16 protein-coding genes are annotated in these 19,563 nt (G+C 67.9%); 8 read left to right on the top strand and 8 right to left on the bottom strand.

The features are described 5' to 3' along the window. Positions 1 to 184 precede the first annotated feature (184 nt). From OG747_RS22280 to rpmH, 8 genes are all read right to left on the bottom strand, one after another. Complete coding sequence (locus tag OG747_RS22280; RefSeq protein ID WP_405881105.1) at positions 185 to 1,282, bottom strand: ParB/RepB/Spo0J family partition protein; 1,098 nt, start codon at positions 1,280 to 1,282, stop codon at positions 185 to 187. Further along, positions 1,279 to 2,352: a ParA family protein gene (locus OG747_RS22275; protein WP_405885626.1), complete on the bottom strand. Its 1,074-nt coding sequence runs from the start codon at positions 2,350 to 2,352 to the stop codon at positions 1,279 to 1,281. Before OG747_RS22275 ends, OG747_RS22280 begins: the two co-directional genes overlap by 4 nt. A gap of 292 nt (positions 2,353 to 2,644) precedes the next feature. Further along, positions 2,645 to 3,361, bottom strand: coding sequence for a 16S rRNA (guanine(527)-N(7))-methyltransferase RsmG (rsmG, locus tag OG747_RS22270; protein WP_405881104.1), 717 nt, complete (start codon positions 3,359 to 3,361; stop codon positions 2,645 to 2,647). A gap of 147 nt (positions 3,362 to 3,508) precedes the next feature. Next, positions 3,509 to 4,018 (bottom strand): protein jag, encoded by a 510-nt coding sequence (locus OG747_RS22265; protein ID WP_405881103.1) that lies wholly within the window; start codon positions 4,016 to 4,018, stop codon positions 3,509 to 3,511. Positions 4,019 to 4,033: 15 nt separating this feature from the next. Next, positions 4,034 to 5,332 (bottom strand): membrane protein insertase YidC, encoded by a 1,299-nt coding sequence (yidC, locus tag OG747_RS22260; protein WP_405881102.1) that lies wholly within the window; start codon positions 5,330 to 5,332, stop codon positions 4,034 to 4,036. Positions 5,333 to 5,335: 3 nt separating this feature from the next. Next, positions 5,336 to 5,701: a membrane protein insertion efficiency factor YidD gene (gene yidD, locus OG747_RS22255; protein ID WP_405881101.1), complete on the bottom strand. Its 366-nt coding sequence runs from the start codon at positions 5,699 to 5,701 to the stop codon at positions 5,336 to 5,338. After that, positions 5,698 to 6,069: a ribonuclease P protein component gene (gene rnpA, locus OG747_RS22250; RefSeq protein ID WP_266458390.1), complete on the bottom strand. Its 372-nt coding sequence runs from the start codon at positions 6,067 to 6,069 to the stop codon at positions 5,698 to 5,700. Before rnpA ends, yidD begins: the two co-directional genes overlap by 4 nt. Before the next feature lie 20 nt (positions 6,070 to 6,089). Then, positions 6,090 to 6,227, bottom strand: a complete 138-nt coding sequence (rpmH, locus tag OG747_RS22245; RefSeq protein WP_006381191.1) for a 50S ribosomal protein L34 — start codon at positions 6,225 to 6,227, stop codon at positions 6,090 to 6,092. A gap of 422 nt (positions 6,228 to 6,649) precedes the next feature. On the opposite strand from rpmH, the gene dnaA reads away from it, so the two are divergent. From dnaA to OG747_RS22205, 8 genes are all read left to right on the top strand, one after another. Beyond that, a complete protein-coding gene (gene dnaA, locus OG747_RS22240) occupies positions 6,650 to 8,731 on the top strand; it encodes a chromosomal replication initiator protein DnaA (RefSeq protein ID WP_405881100.1) in 2,082 nt (693 codons plus the stop codon). Positions 8,732 to 9,742: 1,011 nt separating this feature from the next. Next, positions 9,743 to 10,873, top strand: coding sequence for a DNA polymerase III subunit beta (dnaN, locus tag OG747_RS22235; RefSeq protein ID WP_405881099.1), 1,131 nt, complete (start codon positions 9,743 to 9,745; stop codon positions 10,871 to 10,873). 171 nt (positions 10,874 to 11,044) lie between these two features. Continuing rightward, complete coding sequence (gnd, locus tag OG747_RS22230; RefSeq protein ID WP_405881098.1) at positions 11,045 to 11,920, top strand: phosphogluconate dehydrogenase (NAD(+)-dependent, decarboxylating); 876 nt, start codon at positions 11,045 to 11,047, stop codon at positions 11,918 to 11,920. Between the two features lie 64 nt (positions 11,921 to 11,984). Beyond that, on the top strand, positions 11,985 to 13,106 hold the full coding sequence (gene recF, locus OG747_RS22225; protein WP_405881097.1) for a DNA replication/repair protein RecF: 1,122 nt from the start codon (positions 11,985 to 11,987) through the stop codon (positions 13,104 to 13,106). Further along, on the top strand, positions 13,103 to 13,666 hold the full coding sequence (locus tag OG747_RS22220; protein ID WP_405881096.1) for a DUF721 domain-containing protein: 564 nt from the start codon (positions 13,103 to 13,105) through the stop codon (positions 13,664 to 13,666). Before recF ends, OG747_RS22220 begins: the two co-directional genes overlap by 4 nt. 341 nt (positions 13,667 to 14,007) lie before the next feature. Next, the gene (gene gyrB / locus OG747_RS22215; protein WP_405881095.1) at positions 14,008 to 16,092 is read left to right on the top strand and encodes a DNA topoisomerase (ATP-hydrolyzing) subunit B; all 2,085 of its coding nucleotides are present in this window, start codon (positions 14,008 to 14,010) and stop codon (positions 16,090 to 16,092) included. Positions 16,093 to 16,134: 42 nt separating this feature from the next. After that, on the top strand, positions 16,135 to 18,729 hold the full coding sequence (gene gyrA / locus OG747_RS22210; protein WP_405881094.1) for a DNA gyrase subunit A: 2,595 nt from the start codon (positions 16,135 to 16,137) through the stop codon (positions 18,727 to 18,729). Positions 18,730 to 18,747: 18 nt separating this feature from the next. After that, positions 18,748 to 19,551: a DUF3566 domain-containing protein gene (locus OG747_RS22205; protein ID WP_405881093.1), complete on the top strand. Its 804-nt coding sequence runs from the start codon at positions 18,748 to 18,750 to the stop codon at positions 19,549 to 19,551. The last annotated feature ends 12 nt before the right edge of the window (positions 19,552 to 19,563 follow it).

The raw sequence follows: 19,563 nt of genomic DNA, 5'->3' as shown, positions 1-19,563 counted from the left end.
CATGGCCCCCGCCTCCCCAATGAAAGGTGCCGCCAGGTGGATGCGCCATACCCGATCGCATCGTATCCACGATGCGATTCCATCGATACCGCCAGAAAGCAAAGAGCGGGCCGTGTTCCGACACACACCGGACACGGCCCACTCTTGAGGTCGCCGAGCGGAGACCGTTCCGCCATCGGGCGGCTCAGGCCTCCGTGTCCTCGGAGTCGTCGTCCAGAAGACTCCTCTGGAGAACCGGTCCCTCGCCCGGAGCGAGCGAGCCGAGGATCCGCTCAAGGTCCTCCATCGAGGCGAACTCGACCGTGATCTTGCCCTTCTTCTGCCCCAGGTCGACCTTCACCCGCGTCTCGAAGCGGTCCGAGAGACGGGTGGCGAGGTCGCTCAGGGCCGGGGAGAGTCGGGTGCCGGCCCGCGGCCCCTTGGAGCGCGGAGCGGTCTGCGGGCGCGACCCCATCAGGGTGACGATCTCCTCGACGGCCCGCACCGACAGCCCCTCGGCCACGATGCGATGGGCCAGCCGGTCCTGCTCCTCCGAGTCCGCGACGGACAACAGGGCTCGGGCATGCCCTGCGGAGAGAACTCCGGCGGCGACACGACGCTGGACCGCGGGTGAGAGCTTCAGCAGACGCAGGGTGTTGGAGACCTGCGGACGCGACCGGCCGATACGGTCCGCCAGCTGATCGTGCGTGCAGTTGAAGTCCTGGAGCAGCTGGTCGTAGGCAGCCGCCTCTTCCAACGGGTTCAGCTGGGCACGGTGCAGGTTCTCCAACAGCGCGTCCAGGAGGAGCTTCTCGTCCTCCGTCGCCCGCACGATCGCCGGAATGGCCTCGAGCCCTGCCTCACGGCAGGCCCGGAAGCGCCGCTCGCCCATGATGAGCTCATAGCGCGCAGGACCCACTTGCCGCACGACGACCGGCTGGAGCAGCCCGACCTCCTTGATGGAGGTCACCAGTTCGGCAAGAGCGTCCTCGTCGAACACCTCACGGGGCTGCCGCGGGTTGGGAGTGATGAAGTCCAGGGGCAACTCGGCGAAGTGAGCACCGACCGGCGAGGGAGGCGTCTCGAGGACTCCGTTCGCCGATGGCTCCTCCGTTTCATGTGAAACCGGCGGCAGCGTGGCCACCTTCGCCGCCGCCACCCCGCGTTCCGCAGTGAGTACGGGTACGGCTGTCGGCGAGGTGGTGGCTCCACCCGCCGCCGAAGAGGCCGCCCTCTCTCCTGTCGGAGCAGCGGGGATCAGTGCGCCGAGGCCCCGCCCCAGCCCTCGTCGTCGCTCACTCACTGGATCCCCTCCACCATGTTCTGACTGTTCTGTGCGCCCACATGGGCGTGTTGCGCGTCATAGGCCACACCGACTCCTCGGAGGGCGATTTCTCGTGCGGCCTCAAGATACGAGAGGGCACCGCTCGACCCTGGATCGTAGGTCAGCACCGTCTGCCCATAGCTCGGGGCCTCGGAGATACGGACCGAGCGAGGAATGCTCGTCCGCAGCACCTCGTCGCCGAAGTGGCTCCGCACCTCGTCCGCGACCTGGGACGCGAGGCGCGTCCGGCCGTCGTACATGGTGAGCAGAATCGTAGAGACATGGAGGTCGGGATTGAGATGTCCCCTCACCAGGTCGACGTTCCGCAGGAGCTGCCCCAGGCCTTCCAGGGCGTAGTACTCGCACTGGATGGGGATGAGGACTTCCGCGCCGGCAACCAGCGCGTTGACCGTCAGGAGACCGAGCGACGGCGGGCAGTCGATGAGGATGTAGTCCAGAGGCTGCTCGTACGCCTGGATCGCTCGCTCCAGTCGGCTCTCCCGTGCCACCAAAGACACCAGCTCGATCTCCGCACCGGCGAGATCGATCGTGGCAGGGGCACAGAAGAGGCCCTCGACATCGGGCACCGGCTGTACGACTTCGGAGAGCGGCTTACTGTCGATCAGCACGTCGTAGATCGAAGGAACTTCGGCGTGGTGGTCGATACCCAGCGCCGTGGAGGCATTGCCCTGAGGGTCGAGGTCGATCACCAGGACACGTCCGCCATGCAGAGCGAGTGAGGCAGCAAGGTTGACCGTGGTCGTGGTCTTCCCCACCCCGCCCTTCTGGTTGGCGACCACCATGACGCGGGTTTGCTCAGGCCGTGGCAGGCCCTCGCCGGCGCGACCTAGCGCCTCCATCGCCAGTTGGGCAGCACGACCGATGGGAGTGTCGTCCATCGGGGGCGGTGTTTCACGTGAAACATCCTCCCCCATCGACTCGGTACGGGGACCGGGGACCGGATCGGTCATCGGTCCCGCGATGTTGGCGTCGGACCGCAAGGATTCACTCTCCTCGACTTCAGGCTCGCAATGAACAGAGCCTCCCATGCCTTCGGGGTCGTGAACCAGCGAGGCCCGTTCTTCTGTGGAGAAATCCACCTCTGTGGACAACTCCATACCCTCTGCGAGTGAACCGAGAGGCTTACGGTCGCGGGGTTCGGCCGCGGCGCGGCCCCGACTGATGATGCCGTGCAGCAGTGAGCGACGTTTCACGTGAAACACGATGCCTAGCGGCCACGGCCATCACGGCGCGACACTCCGACATGCGTAGGTTTGGCAGCTTGTGTGGAGTACGGCTCGCCGTCAGGACGGATCAGTGAACGTGACGAAGAACTCCCACTCAGCGGCGTCGGCGGGTACGCCCCGTCCGGGCCGCCTTGGCCCGCTTCGCGGCGAACCGCACCCCACCCGGGCTCTCCCCGACCTCGACCCGCACCACGGTCGACAGCGGGTCCACGATGCCCTCACCGACGTGCAGGATGGACGTCGACACGGCGCCGAGTTTGCTGAGCGCCGTCGCGGCACTCTTCAGCTCCTCCTCCGCGGTGTCGCCCTTGAGCGCAAGCATCTCGCCGTACGGGCGAAGCAGCGGAATCCCCCAGGTCGCCAGTCGGTCCAGCGGAGCGACGGCCCGGGCGGTCACCACATGGACCGCCGGCAGCTTGCCCATGACTTCCTCGGCTCGGCCGCGGACGACGGTCACATGGTCGAGGCCGAGAAGCTCGACGACCTCGGTGAGGAAGTTGGTCCGTCGCAGGAGCGGTTCGAGCAGAGTGATCTTGATGTCGTCCCGGACGAGAGCCAGCGGAATGCCGGGCAGCCCGGCGCCTGAGCCGACGTCGCACACGGTCACACCCTCGGGCACAACCTCGGAGAGCACCGCGCAGTTCAGCAGGTGCCGCTCCCACAGCCGGGGCACTTCGCGGGGGCCGATCAGCCCACGCTGCACTCCCGTCTCGGCCAACAGCTCCGCGTACCGGACCGCGTCTGCGAAGCGATCGCCGAATACCGCCCGAGCCTCCTCGGGCACAGGGGGGAGCTCCGCTGCCTCCGTCACGGGGGACCGTCCTTCCGTACCGCTAAGCGCACTGAGCGCTGACCAACAGGACCAACAGGGATTACCAGGGACTACCAGCGACTACCAGGCTGACAAAGTTCGGCCCCGCCTGCTCAACAGACGGGGCCGGAGGAACGTACGTACCGATCAGGCGGGAAGCACGACGACGAAGCGCTGCGGCTCCTCGCCCTCGGACTCGCTGCGCAGGCCCGCGGCCTTGACCGCGTCGTGGACCACCTTGCGCTCGAAGGGCGTCATCGGCTTCATCTTCACCGGCTCGCCCGAGCTCTTCACCTCGGCCGCGGCCTTGGCGCCCAGCTCGGAGAGCTCCTCGCGCTTCTTGGCACGGTAGCCCGCGATGTCCAGCATCAGCCGGCTGCGGTCCCCGGTCTCCCGGTGAACGGCCAGGCGCGTGAGCTCCTGGAGGGCCTCGAGCACCTCGCCGTCACGACCGACCAGCTTCTGCAGATCGCGGCTGCCGGCGTCGCTGATGATCGAGACAGCGGCGCGGTCGGCCTCGACGTCCATGTCGATGTCGCCGTCGAGGTCGGCGATGTCCAGCAGACCCTCGAGGTAGTCCGCCGCGATCTCGCCTTCCTGCTCAAGGCGGCTCAGGGTGTCGCCCTCAGCGGCGGCGGAGGTGGTGCCTTCCGTCACGGGATGGACTCCTTCTTACTTCTTGGACGGGAACTTGGGCCGCTGCGGGCCCTTGCGCTGTCCGGACTGGGCTTTGCTGCGGGTACCGGTGCCCGGCTTGTTGCCGCCGCCTGCCGGCTTGGGTGCGGGCTTGGCGTCCTGCGGCTCGTCGGACTTGGTCAGCGAGGTCTTCGGCTCGGACTCATCCGCCGCCTTCGCCGTGCCGGTCGTCGTGCCCGACTGGCGCTGGGACTTGGACTGACGCTTCGGCTGCTGACGCTTGGGGGCGGCGCCGCCGGTGGTGGTGATCGTGGTGCCGTCCTCGGTCTCGACGACCGTCGCGGCCTCACCCCTCACCACGGTGCCGTCGGCCTGGGCCACCAGGCCCGCCTTCGTCAGACCGTTGATGAACTTGCGCTCGAACTCATTGCGCTCGCGCCCCTTGGCGACGACCGCCTTGACGATGGCCTTCTCGCCACGGCCACGCGTCTTCTCGTGGTGCGTGACGTGCTTCTGCAGGCGCTCCAGGTACGCGGCCTGGGCCTTGCTGCCCGGGGTCGGGTTGTTGCGGATGACGTACATCTGCTGGCCCATGGTCCACACGTTGGTGGTCAGCCAGTAGACGAGAACACCGACCGGGAAGTTGATACCGAAGACGGCGAACATGACCGGGAAGACGTACATCAGCATCTTCTGCTGCTGCATGAAGGGCGTCTTCACCGTGGTGTCGACGTTCTTCGTCATCAGCTGACGCTGGGTGTAGAACTGCGACCCCGACATCAGCACGATCATGATCGCGGTGACGACCCGGACGTCGGTGATCTGGGCGCCGAGCTGAGCGACCTTGTCGGCGTTGTCGGTGAACTTCGCCGCGAGCGGGGCGCCGAAGATGTGCGCCTTACGGGCGCTGGCGAGCAGCTGATCGTCGATGACGCCGATCGTCTTGCCCGTCGCGATGCCGTTGAGCACGTGGTACAGGGCGAAGAAGAACGGCGACTGCGCCAGGATGGGAAGGCACGAGGAGAGCGGGTTGGTACCCGAGTCCTTGTACAGCTTCATCATCTCTTCGGACTGGCGCTGTTTGTCGTTCTTATAGCGCTCCTGGATCTTCTTCATCTCGGGCTGCAGGGTCTGCATGGCCCGAGTGGCCTTGATCTGCTTCACGAAGAGCGGGACCAGGCAGATACGAATCAGGATCACCAGGGACACGATGGACAGGCCCCAGGCCCAGCCCGTATCAGGACCGAAGATCTTCCCGTACACGGCGTGGAACTGGACGATGACCCAGGAAACGGGTGTCGTGATGAAGCTGAAGAGACTGGCAATCGTGTCCACTAATCAGGCTCCTTGAGCATGGGACGGGGTCTCGGCGGCCGGGCTCGAGGGATGGTCGGACATTCCATGCCCGTCGATGGCCGGTTCGGCGGCGGAGTTCCCGCCCTTGCGTGCGTGCCAGGCGTTACGCAGCAGTTCGTGCCACCGCGGACGCTTGCGCGGCGGAACATGATCCACACCACCCAGCGACCACGGATTGCACCGGAGGATGCGCCAGGCGGTGAGTGCCGTTCCCTTGATCGCACCGTGCCGGTCGATGGCCTGGTAGCCGTAGTGGGAGCACGACGGGTAGTACTTGCACACCGGCCCGAGCAGCGGGCTGATCGTCCACTGGTACAGCTTGATAAGAGCCAGCAGCGGGTACTTCATCGCGCGCCCCCTCCCAGCAGCCGCTGAAGGGCGGCATCCAGGTCTCGGGCCAGCTGTTCATGGTCGGCGTCGCCCGCACCGGGCAGCGCTCGTACGACTACCAGGCTACCGGGGGGCAGCAGGGCGACTCGGTCGCGCATCAGATGGCGAAGTCTGCGCTTCACCTTGTTGCGCACCACCGCTCCGCCCACGGCTTTGCTCACGACGAAACCCGCACGCGTCGGGGGAGCGCTCTCCCCAGGCGCGTGCGGGTCCGTTGCACCGCTACGAAGGTGGACGACGAGGAGCGGGCGTCCGGCCCGGCGTCCTCGGCGTACCGCGGTCGCGAAGTCCTCGCGCCGCCTCAGCCGATGCTCGGTAGGCAGCACGACATCATGACCTGTTGCTATCAGGCGGACAGGCTGGCGCGACCCTTGCCACGGCGGTTCGCGAGAATCGCGCGGCCGGCACGGGTGCGCATCCGCAGGCGGAAGCCGTGGGTCTTGGCGCGACGACGGTTGTTCGGCTGGAAGGTGCGCTTGCTCACTCGGGGGCTCCAGAAAGAATCGGTGGTGGCGGGGTGCCGCCTTGGCTGTCACCGTGCGCCCACGAGTAGCTCGTAATTACGCCCGAGTGCACCGCTTCCCGATCACTCGACGTGACCTGTGCCCATCGGAGGCAGGCGGCAGCAGCCATCGACAACTCGACCTGGTCACGGTACGCGCGGCTACGCCATCCGGTCAAACCGGCTCCCGGCGAGAGACACTATCCACAGGCTGGGGACAACAACTTGAACCTCGGCGGTCGCCCTGACTACCGTGGCTGAACCCCGATGCGTTCCCTTCCCACCGCGCCAGCGGATTCGTTCCCACCGCCCCAGCTGTTTTGTGCCCACCGCCCCACCCGACTGATCTTCCCAACCAGTTCCCAGAACCACACGTTCGTGGGACCCGTGAGAGAGCGTGCCCTGTGGCTGACGTACCTGCCGATCTTGCCGCAGTGTGGCCACGAGTACTGGAACAGCTCCTCGGTGAGGGCCGCGGGCAGGGTGTCGAGGCGAAGGACGAGCACTGGATCAAGCGCTGCCAGCCCCTGGCACTCGTCGCGGACACGGCACTGCTCGCGGTCCCGAACGAGTTCGCGAAGGGCGTACTCGAAGGGCGTCTCGCGCCGATCGTCAGCGACACGCTGAGCCGCGAGTGCGGCCGCCCGATCCGCATCGCGATCACCGTCGACGACTCGGCCGGGGAGCCCCAGCCTCCGGCGCCGCCCGCCCCCCAGCCCCGGTACGAGGAGCCCGAGCTCCCCTCCGGCTCGGGCCAGGGCCGTGACACGTACGACAGCCAGGGCGGCGAAGAGCGGAACGGTTACGCCAACCAGGGACGTGACGACCGCCACGGCTACGACGCCCCAGGGCGTGAAGAACGCAACAGCTACGACGGCCAGGGACGCGAGGACCGGGGCGGCTACGACTCGCCGGGCCGTGACGAGCGCAGTGCCTACGAGGCACAGCGCCGTGACAGCTACGAGGGGTACGGCCGCCACCGCGCCGACGACCACCGGGGCGGCCGCTCCGACCAGCTCCCGGGCGCCCCCGGCGACCAGCTGCCGTCCGGCCGTTCGGACCAGCTGCCCCCGTCCCGCGGGGATCACCTCCCGACCGCCCGCCCGGCCTACCCGGACTACCAGCGCCCCGAGCCCGGTGCCTGGCCGCGGCACGCCCAGGACGACTACGGCTGGCAGCAGCAGCGCCTCGGTTTCCCGGAGCGCGACCCGTACGCCTCGCCCTCGCAGGACTACCGGCCGCAGTCGATGGAGCGTCCGCCGTACGAGCAGCAGCGCCAGGACTACGACCAGCCGCGCTCCGACTACGACCAGCGCCCCGACCGCCGCGACCTCCAGAAGCCGCCCCCGGGCGGCGGCCCGATGCACCGCGGCGGCCCCTCGCTGCCCTCCTCCGGCGGCGCGCCCGGCCCGCTCGGTGCGAAGCCCGCGCCGGCGTCCGGTCCGGGCGAGCCCACCGCGCGCCTCAACCCGAAGTACCTCTTCGACACCTTCGTCATCGGCGCCTCCAACCGCTTCGCGCACGCCGCCGCGGTCGCCGTCGCCGAGGCACCGGCGAAGGCGTACAACCCCCTCTTCATCTATGGGGAGTCGGGTCTCGGCAAGACGCACCTGCTGCACGCGATCGGGCACTACGCGCGCAGCCTCTACCCGGGCACCCGTGTGCGGTACGTGAGCTCGGAGGAGTTCACCAACGAGTTCATCAACTCCATCCGCGACGGCAAGGGCGACAGCTTCCGCAAGCGGTACCGGGAGATGGACATCCTGCTGGTCGACGACATCCAGTTCCTCGCGGACAAGGAGTCGACGCAGGAGGAGTTCTTCCACACCTTCAACACGCTCCACAACGCGAACAAGCAGATCGTGCTCTCCAGTGACCGGCCGCCCAAGCAACTGGTGACCCTGGAGGACCGGCTGCGGAACCGTTTCGAGTGGGGACTGATCACGGACGTCCAGCCGCCCGAGCTGGAGACCCGCATCGCCATCCTTCGTAAGAAGGCGGTGCAGGAGCAGCTGAACGCTCCGCCGGAGGTACTGGAGTTCATCGCGTCCCGGATCTCGCGCAACATCCGCGAGCTGGAGGGCGCGCTGATCCGGGTGACGGCGTTCGCGTCGCTCAACCGGCAACCGGTGGATCTCGGTCTGACGGAGATCGTCCTGAAGGACCTGATCCCGGGCGGCGAGGACTCCGCCCCGGAGATCACCGCGACCGCGATCATGGCGGCCACCGCCGACTACTTCGGTCTCACCGTGGACGACCTGTGCGGGTCCTCGCGCAGCCGCGTCCTGGTGACCGCACGGCAGATCGCCATGTACCTGTGCCGCGAGCTCACCGATCTCTCGCTGCCGAAGATCGGCGCGCAGTTCGGCGGCCGCGACCACACGACCGTCATGCACGCCGACCGCAAGATCCGTGCGCTGATGGCGGAGCGGCGCTCCATCTACAACCAGGTCACCGAGCTCACCAACCGCATCAAGAACGGCTGACAGGCACGGCGGCACGGCGCCGAGGGCGCCCCGGGACACGCTCCCGAGGGCGCCCTTCGCTGTTCTCACACGCGCGCCGAAAGGTTCTGGCAGCTGCCCCAGGAACCTCTGGCATCCGTTCCCAGGGGGCTCCAAGCGCTTCTGGGACCTGTTCCGAGGGGGCTCCAGCAGCTTCTGGGACCTGTCCCGAGGCCACCGTCCCTCTTTTCACCGCTACCGGAACGACATCAGATGTTCGAATACGAGCCCGGTTACGGCCACTCTCCACAGATTCGGTGACTTTCTGGCGTCCACACCCTGGGGAGGACGAAGTTGTCCCGATCGTGTCCACAGGGGGCCCTGTTGAAGGACCGTCAGACCAGGTCATGTCCCTGTGGATTCGTGGATGAAGACTCTCCACACCCTGTGGACGAAGAAAAGATCCACAGGGTGTGCACGAAGTTGTCCACCGCCGACCCACAGGCTGGAGTCGGTTGTCCCCAGTGATCCCCGACTTCTCCACATCCCTGTCCACTGTTCGGCAATGCGACGCGTGCTCTCACCGGGTCGAGTGAAAGGCGTCACACCGAGGTGCCGGATTGGGCTGTGGGGAACGCGGGTAAAGCTGGGGACGGATCTGGGGAGAAGTCACCCGAGCCTGTGCATCGAGTGTGCAGAACTTTTCGTCGTCCACAGAGACCCCCGGTTGTCCACCGCCTCCGCCCACAGGGTCAGTGGACAAAAAATCGCTGCTGACCTGCGAAAACGCGGTTATCCACGGTATCCACAGGCCCTACTACTAAGACCAACTAGAGAGAGCCTGGGAATCGTTTAGAAGACGGGGCTGTGCACAACTCGCTCTCGGAGCCTCTGGTGCCGCTCGGCACGACTTGACCCCGAGGGGCACCGACTGTCAGTGCGGTGCGTCAGACTGGTCCCCGGTGTCCTGCCCGCCACAGGGCTGAACGACACCGAGTCAGACGACGAAGGCCAGCAGGGCGAGAGCGCCGGCAACAGACGGAGGCGGCAACGGTGAAGATCCGGGTGGAACGCGACGTACTCGCGGAGGCAGTGGCCTGGGCGGCACGCAGCCTCCCGGCCCGTCCGCCGGCGCCTGTGCTCGCCGGCCTCCTTCTGAAGGCCGAGGAGGGCTCCCTGAGCCTCTCCAGCTTCGACTACGAGGTCTCGGCACGCGTCTCCGTGGACGCGGAGGTCGACGAGGAGGGCACGGTCCTCGTCTCCGGCCGCCTGCTCGCGGACATCTGCCGCGCCCTCCCCAACCGGCCGGTGGAGATTTCCACAGACGGTGTACGGGCGACCGTGGTCTGCGGCTCCTCGCGATTCACCCTCCACACCCTGCCTGTGGAGGAGTACCCGGCGCTGCCGCAGATGCCGTCGGCGACCGGCACCGTCCCCGGTGAGGTCTTCGCCTCGGCCGCCGCCCAGGTGGCCATCGCGGCAGGGCGCGACGACACGCTCCCCGTCCTGACCGGTGTGCGCATCGAGATCGAGGGCGACAGGGTCACCCTGGCCTCCACCGACCGCTACCGCTTCGCGGTCCGTGAGTTCCTGTGGAAGCCGGAGAACCCGGAGGCGTCCGCGGTGGCCCTGGTGCCCGCGAAGACGCTCCTGGACACCGCCAAGGCCCTCACGAGCGGCGACAGCGTGATCCTGGCGCTGTCCGGCTCGGGCGCAGGCGAGGGCCTCATCGGCTTCGAGGGCGCGGGCCGCCGGACGACCACCCGACTGCTGGAGGGCGACCTCCCGAAGTACCGCACGCTCTTCCCGACGGAGTTCAACTCCATCGCGGTGATCGAGACCGCCCCCTTCGTGGAGGCCGTCAAGCGTGTGGCCCTGGTCGCCGAACGCAACACACCGGTGCGGCTCAGCTTCGAGCAAGGCGTGCTGATCCTGGAGGCCGGCTCCAGCGACGACGCACAGGCTGTGGAGAGGGTGGACGCCCAGCTGGAGGGCGACGACATCTCGATCGCCTTCAACCCGACGTTCCTGCTCGACGGCCTGAGCGCCATCGACTCGCCGGTGGCGCAGCTCTCCTTCACGACGTCCACCAAGCCCGCGCTGCTGAGCGGCAAGCCCGCCGTGGACGCCGAGGCGGACGAGGCCTACAAGTACCTGATCATGCCGGTGCGACTGTCGGGCTGAGCCCCGCGGCCCGTCGGACCGGTCGGCGCGAGCGGTCCGACGGGCGCATCCGCAGGTGGGGCGAACGCCTGAGCGGCTATGCCCACAGGTGTGCGTGAGCGTCCGGGTTTAGGCTCAGACACAGGTACGAAAGTGCCCTCACGCCACGTCGCAAACCTAAGGAACAACCTGATGGAGCTCGGTCTCGTCGGCCTCGGCAAGATGGGCGGCAACATGCGCGAGCGGATCCGCCGCGCAGGCCACACCGTCATCGGATACGACCGCAACCCGGACCTCGCCGACGTCCACAGCCTGGAAGAGCTTGTGGGCAAGCTCAAGGGCCCGCGCGTGGTGTGGGTGATGGTCCCGGCCGGTGCCGCCACCCAGTCCACCGTCGACCAGCTCGGCGAGCTCCTGGAGCCCGGTGACGTCGTCGTGGACGGCGGGAACTCGCGCTGGACGGACGACGAGAAGCACGCCGAGGAGCTGGCAGCCAAGGGCATCGGCTTCGTCGACTGCGGCGTCTCCGGCGGCGTCTGGGGCCTGGAGAACGGCTATGCGCTGATGTACGGCGGCGACGCCCAGAACATCGCGAAGGTGCAGCCGGTCTTCGACGCCCTCAAGCCCGAGGGTGACCTCGGAGCGGTGCACGCCGGCAAGGTCGGCGCGGGCCACTTCTCCAAGATGGTCCACAACGGCATCGAGTACGCAATGATGCAGGCCTACGCCGAGGGCTGGGAGCTCCTGGAGAGGGTCGACTCCGTCACGGACGTGCGCGAGGTCTTCCGCTCCTGGCAGGAAGGCACGGTCATCCGTTCCTGGCTCCTCGACCTGGCGGTGAACGCCCTGGACGAGGACGAGCACCTGGACAAGCTCCGCGGTTACGCACAGGACTCCGGCGAGGGCCGCTGGACGGTGGAAGCCGCCATCGACCACGCCGTGCCGCTGCCCGCGATCACCGCGTCGCTGTTCGCGCGGTTCGCCTCCCGGCAGGAGGACTCGCCGCAGATGAAGATGGTCGCGGCGCTGCGCAACCAGTTCGGCGGCCACGCGGTCGAGAAGAAGTAATCCACAGATCCGGGGGCCCAAAAGCCCGTGGATCCACAACCCTGGGGGAGGTCGGCGAACGACCATGCACGTCACGCATCTGTCGCTGGCCGACTTCCGCTCCTACGCCCGGGTCGAGGTCCCGCTCGACCCGGGCGTCACCGCGTTCGTGGGCCCCAACGGACAGGGCAAGACGAACCTGGTCGAGGCGGTCGGCTATCTCGCCACCCTCGGCAGTCACCGCGTCTCCTCCGACGCCCCGCTGGTGCGCATGGGCGCCGACCGGGCGATCATCCGGGCCAATGTCCGCCAGGGCGAGCGCGGGCAGCTTGTCGAGCTGGAGCTGAACCCGGGCAGGGCCAACCGTGCCCGCATCAACAGGTCCTCGCAGGTCAAACCCCGTGACGTCCTCGGCATCGTACGGACCGTGCTGTTCGCGCCCGAGGACCTCGCGCTGGTCAAGGGCGACCCCGGTGAGCGGCGCCGCTTCCTCGACGAGCTGATCACCGCTCGCTCCCCGCGCATGGCGGGCGTCCGCTCCGACTACGACCGGGTCCTCAAGCAGCGCAACACCCTTCTGAAGTCGGCCGCGCTGGCCCGTCGCCACGGCGGCCGCACCATGGACCTCTCCACGCTCGACGTGTGGGACCAGCACCTCGCGCGCGTGGGCGCCGAGCTGCTCGCCCAGCGGCTCGACCTGGTCGCCACCCTCCAGCCGCTGGCCGACAAGGCGTACGAGCAGCTGGCGCCCGGCGGCGGACCGATCGCCCTGGAGTACAAGCCGTCCGCGCCCGGCGAGGCACACACGCGTGAGGACCTGTACGAGCAGCTGATGGCGGCGCTGGCCGAGGTCCGCAAGCAGGAGATCGAGCGGGGTGTGACGCTGGTGGGGCCGCACCGGGACGATGTGCTTCTCAGACTCGGCCAGCTGCCCGCCAAGGGATACGCCTCCCACGGCGAGTCCTGGTCCTACGCGCTGGCGCTGCGGCTGGCCTCGTACGACCTGCTGAGGGCCGAGGGCAACGAGCCGGTGTTGGTCCTCGACGATGTCTTCGCCGAGCTGGACAGCCGCAGAAGGGAGCGGCTCGCGGAACTCGTCGCTCCCGGCGAGCAGGTCCTTGTGACGGCCGCGGTCGACGACGACGTACCGGACGTACTGACGGGGACGCGGTACGTCGTCTCCGAGGGCACGGTGGAGCGGGTATGACGGAGAACACATCCGGCGAAGCGCACGCCCCCAAGAAGGCTTCCGAGAAGGCCCCGGAGCCCTCCGGCGTGGACCTCGCGCGCGTGGCGTTGCGCGCCGCGAAGGAGCAGGCACGCGCGCGCGGGGACGCGGCGCAGCAGAAGAAGCAGGCGCGGCGCGGCGGCCTGCGCTCCGGCGCTCGCGCCGACGGGCGCGATCCCATGGCGCTCGGTGCGGCGATCAACCGGCTGCTCACCGAGCGCGGCTGGGAGACCCCGGCCGCGGTGGGCGGCGTGATGGGCCGCTGGCCGCAGATCGTCGGCGACGACCTGGCCAAGCACTGCGTGCCGGTGCGGTATGACGACGATCCGGCAGAGCGGGTGCTGACCGTGCAGTGCGACTCGACCGCCTGGGCCACCCAGCTGCGGCTGCTCGCCCCGCAGCTGGTCGCGCGGCTGAACCAGGACCTCGGGCACGGCACGGTGCGGTTGATCAAAGTGCAGGGCCCCGGGGGTCCCCCGCGTCGTTTCGGTCCCCTGCGCGCCCCCGGGAGCACGGGTCCCGGTGACACCTACGGGTGACCCCGGCCACATCGAGGGGCCCCTGCGCGGGAGCGCGCGCGGTTGCGAACATCGACCTGACTCCGCAGTAGCCAAGGGTTGACACCCGGAAGCGCTGAGTGCCGCTGTGAGCCTCTTTGAGCCCGGGTCCACATATGGGGAGTCGGGAGAGACCGGTTCAGGGCGGCACATGCGGACTCAGGTACCGGCAAACCCCCATCACTGTCGGCGCTACCGGTAGACTGGGGACTAATCCCGCCCCGCTTGCGGGGACCGTCCGGGAAAAGCTGAGCAACGCTGATCAAGGCTTACCAACGCAACGTGCCGCAGCCGCTCCGGCAACCCGCCGACGAGCTTGGCTTGTGCTGTGCCAGAAAGGGCGCTTCGTGGCCGATTCCGGCAACCCCAACGAGAACATCCCGTCCACCGACGCCGGCGACAACGCCGAGGCCACCACCTCGAACGGCGAGGTCACAGCCTCGTACGACGCCAGCGCCATCACCGTCCTCGAGGGTCTGGACGCGGTTCGCAAGCGACCCGGTATGTACATCGGCTCGACCGGCGAGCGCGGACTGCACCACCTCGTGTACGAGGTCGTCGACAACTCCGTCGACGAGGCGCTGGCCGGGTACGCGGACACGATCGACGTGACGATCCTGCCCGACGGCGGTGTGCGTGTCATCGACAACGGCCGTGGCATCCCGGTGGGCATCGTTGCCTCCGAGAACAAGCCGGCCCTCGAGGTCGTCCTGACCGTGCTGCACGCGGGCGGTAAGTTCGGCGGCGGCGGCTACGCGGTCTCCGGTGGTCTGCACGGCGTCGGCGTCTCCGTCGTGAACGCCCTGTCGAGCAAGGTGTCCGTCGAGGTCAAGACCGAAGGCCGCCGCTGGACGCAGGATTACAAGATGGGCGTACCGACGGCCCCGCTCGACCAGCACGAGGCCACCGACGAGACCGGCACCTCGGTCACCTTCTGGGCCGACGCCGACATCTTCGAGACGACTGAGTACTCCTTCGAGACGCTGTCGCGGCGCTTCCAGGAGATGGCGTTCCTCAACAAGGGTTTGACGCTCAAACTCACTGATGAGCGCGAGTCGGCGAAGGCCACCGCCGGGGCGGACGAGGCGGGTGCGGACGAGAAGGACGAGGTCAAGACCGTCACGTACCACTACGAGGGCGGCATCGTCGACTTCGTGAAGTACCTCAACTCCCGCAAGGGAGACGTGGTGCACCCCACCGTCATCGACCTCGAGGCCGAGGACAAGGACAAGAGCCTGTCCCTCGAGGTCGCGATGCAGTGGAACACCGGCTACAGCGAGGGCGTGTACTCCTTCGCCAACATCATCCACACCCACGAGGGCGGTACGCACGAGGAGGGCTTCCGTGCGGCGCTGACCTCGCTGATCAACAAGTACGCGCGCGACAAGAAGCTGCTGCGTGAAAAGGACGACAACCTCACCGGTGACGACATCCGTGAGGGTCTGACCGCGATCATCTCGGTGAAGCTGAGCGAGCCGCAGTTCGAGGGACAGACCAAGACCAAGCTGGGCAACACGGAGGCGAAGACCTTCGTCCAGAAGGCCGTCTACGAGCACCTCAACGACTGGCTGGACCGCAACCCGAACGAGGCCGCGGACATCATCCGCAAGTCCATCCAGGCGGCCACCGCGCGCGTGGCGGCCCGCAAGGCCCGCGACCTCACCCGCCGCAAGGGCCTCCTGGAGACGGCGTCCCTGCCGGGCAAGCTGTCCGACTGCCAGTCGAACGACCCCACCAAGTGCGAGATCTTCATCGTCGAGGGTGACTCCGCCGGTGGCTCGGCCAAGTCGGGCCGCAACCCGCAGTACCAGGCGATCCTCCCGATCCGGGGCAAGATCCTCAACGTCGAGAAGGCGCGGATCGACAAGATTCTGCAGAACCAGGAGATCCAGGCTCTGATCTCGGCCTTCGGCACCGGAGTCCACGAGGACTTCGACATCGAGAAGCTCCGCTATCACAAGATCATCCTGATGGCGGACGCCGACGTCGACGGCCAGCACATCAACACCCTCCTGCTGACCTTCCTGTTCCGCTTCATGCGGCCGCTGGTCGAGGCCGGGCACGTGTTCCTCTCGCGTCCCCCGCTTTACAAGATCAAGTGGGGCCGTGACGACTTCGAGTACGCGTACTCGGACCGCGAGCGCGACGCGCTGATCGAGCTCGGCCGGCAGAACGGCAAGCGCATCCGCGACGACTCGGTCCAGCGCTTCAAGGGTCTTGGCGAGATGAACGCCGAAGAGCTGCGCATCACCACGATGGACCAGGAACACCGCGTCCTCGGCCAGGTCACGCTCGACGACGCCGCCCAGGCCGACGACCTGTTCTCGGTCCTCATGGGCGAGGACGTCGAGGCCCGCCGCGCGTTCATCCAGCGCAACGCCAAGGACGTCCGCTTCCTCGACATCTGAGTCGGTCTCAGCTGACCGCACCAGGAAGGATCTTCACCAGCAATGGCCGACGAGAACACCACCAGCACACCTGAAGAGGGCGGCGAGATCGTCCTGCGCGTCGAGCCCGTCGGGCTCGAGACGGAGATGCAGCGCTCCTACCTCGACTACGCGATGTCCGTCATCGTGTCGCGCGCGCTGCCCGACGTCCGGGACGGTCTCAAGCCCGTCCACCGCCGCGTCCTGTACGCCATGTACGACGGCGGCTACCGGCCCGAGAAGGGCTTCTACAAGTGCGCCCGTGTCGTCGGCGACGTCATGGGCACCTACCACCCGCACGGCGACTCCTCGATCTACGACGCGCTGGTCCGCCTCGCGCAGCCGTGGTCGATGCGGATGCCGCTGGTGGACTCCAACGGCAACTTCGGCTCCCCGGGCAACGACCCCGCGGCCGCCATGCGCTACACCGAGTGCAAGATGGCGCCGCTGTCCATGGAGATGGTCCGTGACATCGACGAGGAGACCGTCGACTTCACGGACAACTACGACGGCCGTAACCAGGAGCCGACGGTTCTGCCGGCCCGGTTCCCGAACCTGCTGATCAACGGCTCGGCGGGCATCGCGGTCGGTATGGCCACCAACATCCCGCCGCACAACCTCCGTGAGGTCGCGGCCGGCGCCCAGTGGTACCTCGAGAACCCCGAGGCCAGCCACGAGGAGCTGCTCGACGCCCTGATCGAGCGCATCAAGGGCCCCGATTTCCCGACCGGCGCCCTCGTAGTGGGCCGAAAGGGCATCGAGGAGGCGTACCGCACGGGCCGTGGCTCCATCACGATGCGCGCGGTCGTCGAGGTCGAGGAGATCCAGAACCGCCAGTGCCTGGTGGTCACCGAGCTCCCCTACCAGACCAACCCCGACAACCTCGCGCAGAAGATCGCCGACCTGGTGAAGGACGGCAAGGTCGGCGGCATCGCCGACGTCCGCGACGAGACGTCGTCCCGTACAGGTCAGCGGCTGGTCATCGTCCTGAAGCGCGACGCGGTCGCCAAGGTCGTCCTGAACAACCTCTACAAGCACACCGACCTGCAGTCGAACTTCGGCGCCAACATGCTGGCGCTGGTGGACGGTGTTCCGCGCACGCTGTCGCTCGACGCGTTCATCCGCCACTGGGTGACGCACCAGGTCGAGGTCATCGTCCGCCGTACGAAGTTCCGGCTGCGCAAGGCCGAGGAGCGCGCGCACATCCTGCGCGGCCTCCTGAAGGCCCTGGACGCCATCGACGAGGTCATCGCGCTGATCCGGCGCAGTGACACCGTCGAGATCGCGCGTGAGGGCCTGATGAGGCTCCTGGAGATCGACGAGATCCAGGCGAACGCCATCCTCGAGATGCAGCTGCGCCGACTGGCCGCCCTGGAGCGCCAGAAGATCATCCAGGAGCACGACGAACTCCAGGCGAAGATCACCGAGTACAACGCGATCCTCGCCTCGCCGGAGCGGCAGCGCGCCATCATCAGCGAGGAACTCGCGGCGATCGTCGACAAGTTCGGCGAGGACCGCCGTTCCAAGCTGGTGCCCTTCGACGGCGACATGTCCATTGAGGACCTGATCGCCGAAGAGGACATCGTCGTCACCATCACGCGTGGCGGCTACATCAAGCGGACCAAGACCGAGGACTACCGCTCGCAGAAGCGGGGCGGCAAGGGCGTACGCGGCGCGAAGCTGAAGCAGGACGACATCGTCGACCACTTCTTCGTGTCGACGACACACCACTGGCTGCTCTTCTTCACCAACAAGGGCCGTGTCTACCGCGCCAAGGCGTACGAGCTCCCGGACGCCGGGCGTGACGCGCGTGGACAGCACGTAGCCAACCTGCTGGCCTTCCAGCCGGACGAGGCGATCGCCGAGATCCTCGCGATCCGTGACTACGAGGCGGCGCCTTATCTGGTGCTGGCCACCAAGGGCGGCCTCGTGAAGAAGACGCCTCTGAAGGATTACGATTCCCCGCGCTCGGGCGGTGTCATCGCGATCAACCTCCGTGAGACGGAGGACGGTTCCGACGACGAACTGATCGGAGCCGAACTCGTCTCGGCCGAGGACGATCTACTGCTGATCAGCAAGAAGGCGCAGTCGATCAGGTTCACGGCGACGGACGACGCCCTGCGGCCCATGGGCCGCGCGACCTCGGGCGTCAAGGGAATGAGTTTCCGCGAGGGCGACCAGCTGCTCTCGATGAATGTTGTTCGACCCGGTACGTTCGTGTTCACTGCTACGGACGGTGGGTACGCGAAGCGGACCGCCGTTGACGAGTACCGCGTTCAGGGTCGTGGTGGCCTCGGTATCAAGGCCGCCAAGATCGTCGAGGACCGCGGGTCCCTCGTCGGTGCGCTGGTGGTCGAGGAGACGGATGAGATCCTCGCCATCACCCTGTCCGGCGGTGTGATTCGTACGCGAGTCAACGAGGTCAGGGAGACGGGCCGTGACACCATGGGTGTCCAACTGATCAACCTGGGCAAGCGCGATGCCGTGGTCGGCATCGCTCGTAACGCCGAGGCCGGTCGCGAGGCGGAGGAAGTCGACGGCGAGGTCGCCGAGGACGAGACCGCCGAGGGCATCGAGGCCGTCGGTACGGACGAGGGCGAGCAGTCCTCGTCCGAGTAGCGCGAGGAGCGAGTCATCGTGAGCGGAGCCACGGGCGCCGGATCGACCGGTACGGATACGGACGGCGGCCGTGGCTCCGCCACGGAGGCGACTGACTCCCATGACTCTCATGGATCCCAGGGGGGAACTGTGACGGACACCCGAGGCCCGCAGACCCAGCAGTACGCGGCCGGAGCGGGCCCGGCGGCTCCGGGCGGCGTACCGGCGGCAGCCGGTCCTGCCACGACCAAGGCCACGCCCGGCGCGTCGGCGCCCCCACCAGGGGCCCCTGCGGCCGGTTCGGCCGCTTCGGCGGCCTCTGCCGGGCCCGCTCCGGCGGCCGGCTCCGCGCTGCCGGGGGAGCGGCAGCCGCAGCAGCCCGCGCAGCCGTACCACCCGCCGCAGGCGTACCCGGCTCAGACCCCGGCGGGCGCCGTGCGCCGGCCGCGGACCGGAGCGCGCACCACGCCCCGCACCCGCAAGGCGCGGCTGCGGGTGGCCAAGACCGACCCGTGGTCGGTGATGAAGGTCAGCTTCCTGCTCTCCATCGCGCTCGGCATCTGCACGGTCGTGGCGGCGGCGGTGCTGTGGATGGTCCTGGACGCGATGGGCGTCTTCTCGACGGTCGGCGGCACCATCTCCGAGGCGACGGGTTCGAACGAGTCGAACGGCTTCGACCTGCAGTCGTTCCTCTCCCTGCCGCACGTCCTGATGTTCACGTCGATCATCGCGGTCATCGACGTCGTGCTCGCCACGGCGCTCGCGACGCTCGGCTCGTTCATCTACAACCTCTCCGCGGGCTTCGTCGGCGGCATCGAGCTGACCCTCGCCGAGGACGAGTAACAGCAGTTCGTC

Origin of the sequence: Streptomyces sp. NBC_01384 (genome assembly GCF_045040035.1) — a bacterium.
Lineage (GTDB): Bacteria > Actinomycetota > Actinomycetes > Streptomycetales > Streptomycetaceae > Streptomyces.
Note: the sequence above shows the minus strand (reverse complement) of the source record. Positions and strands in the feature narration are given on the sequence as shown.